The organism is Saccharothrix hoggarensis (genome assembly GCF_042678885.1).
Taxonomy (GTDB): domain Bacteria; phylum Actinomycetota; class Actinomycetes; order Mycobacteriales; family Pseudonocardiaceae; genus Actinosynnema; species Actinosynnema hoggarensis.
Map to the genome: position 1 here is coordinate 22837 of NZ_JBHTLK010000073.1, position 6239 is coordinate 29075.

General features: G+C 74.6%; 2 protein-coding genes. Both read right to left on the reverse strand.

Going from position 1 to position 6239, the window contains the following annotated elements; genetic code table 11:
• Nucleotides 1-19: 19 nt before the first annotated feature.
• Nucleotides 20-1258: an MFS transporter gene (locus ACFQ3T_RS16240; RefSeq protein WP_380724101.1), complete on the reverse strand. Its 1239-nt coding sequence runs from the start codon at nt 1256-1258 to the stop codon at nt 20-22.
• A partial coding sequence (locus ACFQ3T_RS16245) for an amino acid adenylation domain-containing protein (RefSeq protein ID WP_452603481.1) occupies nt 1255-6239 on the reverse strand: 4985 nt, incomplete at its 5' end. The genes ACFQ3T_RS16245 and ACFQ3T_RS16240, both read right to left, overlap by 4 nt.

Sequence of the window (6239 nt, forward strand, 5' to 3'; positions counted from 1 at the left end):
AGCGCCGGTCCTGCTCGTGTCACTGGAGCCCGCTCGACGTCACCGGGGTGGCGGACTCGTGGTGGGACAGGTGGCGCAGGGTGGGGCTGGCGGTGGCGTAGAGGGTGAGCAGGGCGGTGCCGGCCGCGCAGGTCAGGATCGCAGGGGTGGGGCGCAGCAGTTCGGCCAGGAAACCGCCGACGGCGGGACCCGCTATCGCCGCTGTGCCGAGGGCGACGCCCATGACGCTGCTGAGCCTGCCCCTCAGCTCGTCCGGGGTGAGCAGGAGCTGGTAGGTGGTGATGGTGGTGTTGGCGGTGGGCGCGAGGAACGCCATCGCGGCGAACACGGCACCGGTCTGGTAGCCGTTCCCGGTCACCGCCGCCAACGGCATCAAGGCGGTGATCGCCCAGAACGCGCCGACGATGGAGAGATGCGGGCGCAGCGACCGGTGCAGGCGCGGCGCCACCAGGGCACCCAGGACGCCGCCCGCGCCGAGCATGGCCGCCATGACGCCGATCTGGCCGGACGGGACGCCGCGCTGCTGGGCGACGGCGAGCACGAGCAGGTAGAACGCCTGGAAGAACAGGTTGAGACCGATGGCGCAGACCGCGACCACCCGCACCACCGGTTGACCCCAGACCCACTTCAGGCCCTCCGCGACCTCGCGGCGGAAGTGCCGGGCAGGGGCCCGCTGCGCGGTGCGGGCGGGGATGCGGACGAACAGCAACGCGAGGAACGCGGCCGCGTGCGCCAGCGCCTCCACGGCGAACGGCAGCCAGCGCCGCAGCCCGAACAGGACGCCGCCCAGCGCGGTGCCGGCGAGCTGCCCCACGTAGCCGCGGGCCGCGTTGAGCGCCACCGCGGTGGACAGCTGGCTCTCCGGCACCAGGGCGGGCAGCGCGGCGTCCTCGGCCGGTTCGGACAGCGACCGGCACACGCCGAGGACGACGACCACGAGCACCACGTGCAGCACGTCGGCCCAGTCGAACCACAGGGCGACGACGAGCCCGCCTACCGCGAGCGCCTGCACCGCCTCGCAGACCAGCATCACCCGCCGCCGGTCCCAGCGGTCGACCAGGGCGCCCGCCGGGAGTCCGGCGAGCAGCTGCGCGGCGGCGCGGGCGCCCAGCACGAGGCCGGACGCCGCCGCCGAGCCGGTCAGCGCGAGCACCAGCAGCGGCAGCGCGATGGTGGACGCGCTGGAGCCGGCCTCGGACAGCGCCTGGCCGACCCACAGCAGCCGGTAGTCGCGGTTGCGCGACAGCGGGGTGGTCACCGCCTGCCCCGGCAGTCCGCAGCGATGCCGCGCAGCGCATCGAGGAAGTCCTCCGCGACCCGGCGCACAGTGGCCTCGTCGTGCCGGTCGGGCTGGTGGTACCACGTGAAGCGCAGTTGACCCTCGGCGACACCGCCCACCACCTCCAGCAGGTGCGGTCCGCGGTCGGTCGGGTCGCTGTCCTGCCCGATCGGGTCGTGCACCGCCCGGTAGAGCGAGTCGCCGGCCTGGTCGGTGACGCTGTCGGACTGGCCCAGGTAGTTGAACACGATCTGCGGGCCGGAGCCCGACAGGCGTTCGCGCGCTTCCGGCGAGCCGAGGTACCGCAGCGCCCCGAAGCCGAAGCCGTTGCCGGGGACCGTGCGCAGCTGCCGCCGCACCGCCTTCACCAGGTCGCGCCACTTCGGCTCGTCCCCCTCAGGCACCGTGAGGGCGACCGGGTAGAGCGTGGTGAACCAGCCGACTGTGCGGGTCAGGTCCGCGCCGAGGACGTCCTCGCGGCCGTGGCCCTCCATGTCGAGCGACACGGTGGAGCGCCCGGTGAACCGGGCCAGGGCGTGGGCCAGGGCGCTGAGCAGGACGTCGTTGACCCTGGTCCGGTAGGCGGCGGGGGCCAGGTGCAGCAGCGCGTCGGTGTCCTCGGCGCCCAAGGCCACGTGCACCGTGCCGGCCGGGGTGCCGGGCTGCGGCTGCTCGTGGTCGACCGGCAGGGGCTCCGCCCGCAGCGCGGCCTCCCAGTGGTCCAGCTCGTGGTCGAAGCCGCCTTCGGCGACGTGCCGTTCGAGCCGCTGCGCCCACTCCCGGAAGGACGTGCTCTTGGCGCCCAGGTCGACCTCCTCGCCGCGGGCGGCCTGCCGGTAGGCGGTGTCGAGGTCGTCGAGCAGCACCCGCCACGACACGCCGTCCACGACGAGGTGGTGCACGGTGATGAACAGGCGCGGCGGCGTGCCGTCGGCGTGGAACAGCACGGCCTTGAGCAGCGGACCGCGGGCCAGGTCGAAGCCCGCGTGCACCCGGTCGGCCATCTCGACCACGCGCGCCTCGCGGTCCCGCTCGGCGACGGCGGTGAGGTCGTGCCGGTCGAGGACGGTGACCGGTTCGACCGGGGCGTTGTGCTGGCGCCACCGCCCGTCGACCCGCTCGTAGCGCATCCGCAGCGCGTCGTGGTGGACGAGCAGGGCGTCGAGCGCCCGCTCCAGGGCGCGCTGGTCCACCGCGGGGTCCAGCTCCAGCAGCATGGACTGGTTGAAGTGGTGCGGCGCGACCGCGCGGGTGTCGAAGAACCACTGCTGGATCGGTGTCAGCGGCACCTCGCCCACGACCTCGGCGATGTCCGCTGGGGTGTCGACGACCTCGGTGACCGCGGGGGCCAGGGCCTCGATCGTCTGGTACCGGAACAAGTCCTTGGTGGTCAGGGCCAACCCCGCCCTGCGCGCCCGGGACACGACCTGGATGACCAGGATCGAGTCGCCGCCCAGCTCGAAGAAGTTGTCCCGCACCCCGATCCGGTCCGCGCCGAGCACGGCCGCCCACACCTCGGCGAGCGCGGCCTCCACCGGGGTGCGCGGTGCGACGTGCCGCCCCTCGTCCTCGGCGGGCGTCTCCGGAGCGGGCAGCGCGGCCCGGTCCAGCTTGCCGTTGGGCGTCACCGGCAGCGCGGGCAGCGTCACGAACGCCGAGGGCACCATGTACGCGGGCAGGCCGCGGCCCAGGAACTCCCGCAGCTCCGCCGCGTCCGCGCCGGCCCCGGTGTGGACCAGGTAGGCGACCAGGCGGGCGTGGCCCTGGCCGGTGTCCCTGGCCACGACCGCCGCCTCGGCGACGCCGGGGTGGGCGAGCAGCGCGGCCTCCACCTCGCCGGGCTCGATGCGGTGGCCGCGGATCTTGACCTGGTCGTCGATGCGGCCCAGGTACTCGACCGTGCCGTCGGCGCGGCGGCGGACCAGGTCGCCCGAGCGGTACATCCGCCCCCCCGGCTCGCCGAACGGGCAGGCCACGAACCGGGAGGCGGTCAGGCCCGGCCGGTCGAGGTAGCCGCGGGCCAGCCCGTCGCCGGCGATGCACAGCTCGCCGGGCACGCCGACGGGCACCGGGTTCAGCAGGTCGTCCACGACGTAGAGCCGGGTGTTCCAGGCGGGGTGGCCGATGGGCACCGGGCCGGGCGCCAGCGGGTCGCCGGGTTCGACGCGGTGCTCCATGCAGCCGACGGTCGCCTCGGTGGGCCCGTACTCGTTGACGACGGTGGCGGTGGGGTTCGCGCGGCGCCACTCGTCCACCACCTCACCGAGCAGTTGCTCACCGCCGACGACCAGGTCCCCGCTCGGCGACAGCTCCGCCGGGACGGCGCCCAGCAGGGGCAGGTGGCTGGGCGTGGCCTTGAGGAACGTCGCCCGTTCGGCGGGCTTCGCGTCCTCGGCCAGTTCGTGGACCAGGACGCGTCCGCCGACCAGCAGCGGCCCGAGCAGGGTGGTGACGGTGAGGTCGAACGACACCGGCGAGTGCAGGACCGCCGCGCCGCGCAGGCCCGGGTAGACCTCGCCCGCCCAGCTCAGGTAGTTCACCACCGAGCGGTGCTCGACCACGACGCCCTTGGGGCGGCCGGTGGACCCGGACGTGTAGATCACGTACGCCGGGTCGCGGGTGGTGAGCGGCCGGGTGCGGTCGCGGTCGGTCAGGTCGGCGACCTCGTCGGCGGCGGCGGAGTCCTCACGCACCCGCGCGAGGTCGTCCAGCACCAGCACGGGGCGGGCGTCGTCGAGCACGAACGCGACCCGGTCGGCCGGGTGGTCCGGCTCGATCGGCACGTACGCGCCGCCCGCCTTGAGCACGGCCAGCACCGCCACGACCAGCTCGGCCGAGCGCGGCAGCGAGATCGCCACGTACCGGTCGGGCCCGACGCCCCGCTCGACCAGCCGCCGCGCCAACCGGGTGGCGCGGGCGTCGAGCTGCGCGTAGGTCAGCGCCACGCCGCCGTCCACCAGCGCGGTCGCGTCGGGTGTGCGGTCCACCTGCGCCCGGAACAGCGCGGGCAGCGTCGCGTCGGGGACGGCGTGCGCGGTGTCGTTGCCGACGTCCAGGGCGTGCCGCCGCTCGTCGTCCGCCATCAGCGGCAGCTCGGCGAGCGGGCGGTCGGGATCGGCGACGGCGGCCTCCAGCAGCACGGCCAGGTTGCCGGTCAGCCGTTCGACGGTGGCGGCGTCGAACAGGTCGGTGCTGTAGCTGACCGCGCCGTGCAGGGCGTCGTCGGCTTCCTGGAACTCGACGGTGAGGTCGAAGTTCGCCGCGACCACCGGCAGCGCGAGGTCCTCCACCTGCAGACCGGGCAGCTCGGACGCGGGTTCCGGGTTGTTCTGCAGGAGCACCATGACCTGGAACAGCGGTGTGCGGCTGGTGTCCCGCTCGGGCCGCACCTCGTCGACGATGCGCTCGAACGGCACGTCCTGGTGGGCGAACGCGTCCAGCGCGGTGGTGCGCACCTGCCCCAGGAAGTCGCGGAAGCTGCGCGAGCCGTCCACGGAGGACCGCAGCACCAGCGTGTTGACGAAGAACCCGATCAGCCCTTCCAGCTCGGTGCGCTCACGCCCGGAGGCGACGGTGCCCACGGCGACGTCGTCCTGCCGGGACCAGCGGGCGAACAGCGCCTGGCACGCGGCGACCAGCGCCATGAACAGGGTGCCGTCCTGCTGCCGGGCCAGGTCCTTGAGCCGGTCGGTGACCGCGGTGGGCACGGTGAAGGGGTGCACCGCGCCCTTGGTGCTGCGGACGGCGGGCCGTGGCCGGTCGGTGGGCAGTTCCAGCGGCGGCACGCCGGCCAGCCGCTCGCGCCAGTGGTCGAGCTGCCGCTCCAGCTCGGGTCCGGCCAACCGCTCGCGCTGCCAGACCGCGTAGTCCGCGTACTGCACCGGGAGTTCGGGCAGCTCGGCGTCCACTCCGGACACCTCTGCGCGGTAGAGGACGCCCAGTTCGGCGGTGAGCACGCCGGCGGACCAGCCGTCGGTGACGATGTGGTGCATCGCCAGCAGCAACACGTGGTCGTCGTCCGCCAGGCGCAGCAGCACCGGGCGCAGCAGCGGGCCGCGGGCCAGGTCCAGCGGCCGCGTGGTCTCCGCCGTCAGCGCCTCGTCCAGCCCGGCTTCGCCGCCGGGCACCTCCACCACGGGCAGGTCGACCGCGTGCGGCGGGTGCACGACCTGCACGCCGCGGCCGTCGACGGTGTCGAACGTGGTGCGCAGCGACTCGTGCCGGGCGACCAGCGCGGTCAACGCACCGGCGAGCGCGTCGACGTCCAACGCGCCGCGCAGCCGGAGGATAGACGGCGAGAGGTACTCCGCGCCGCCGGGTTCGAACTGGTCGAGGAACCACAGCCGCTGCTGGGCGAACGACAGCGGCAGGACCCCGTCGCGCGGCGCGCGGGGGATGGCGTCCTCCACCCCGGTCTCCGCGGCCAGCGCCTCGACCAGCCTGGCCGGGGTGGGCGCGGTGAACAGCACCCGCGGCGACACCGGCAGGTCCAGCTCGGCGCGCAGCCGGGACACGACCCGGATGCTGAGGATCGAGTCGCCGCCCAGTTCGAAGAAGTTGTCGTCGAGCCCCACGCGCGGCACCCGCAGCACGTCGGCCCAGGCGCGGCAGACGCGTTCCTCGGTGGGCGTGCGCGGCGCCCGGTAGACCGTGCCCGTGTCGGCGAGCACGTCCGGCGCGGGCAGGGCGCGGCGGTCGACCTTGCCGTTGGGCGTCACGGGCACCGCGTCGAGCCCCACGAACGCCGACGGCACCATGTGGTCGGGCAGGCGCTCGGTCAGCCACGACCGCAGCTCCGCCGGGCTCGGCCCGGCCGGGACGACGTAGGCCACGAGGCGCTTGTGGTCACCGTCCTGCCGGGCGACGACGACCGCTTCGCGCACGTCGGGGTGCCGGGTGAGGACCGCCTCGACCTCGCCGGGTTCGATGCGGAAGCCGCGGATCTTGACCTGCTCGTCGG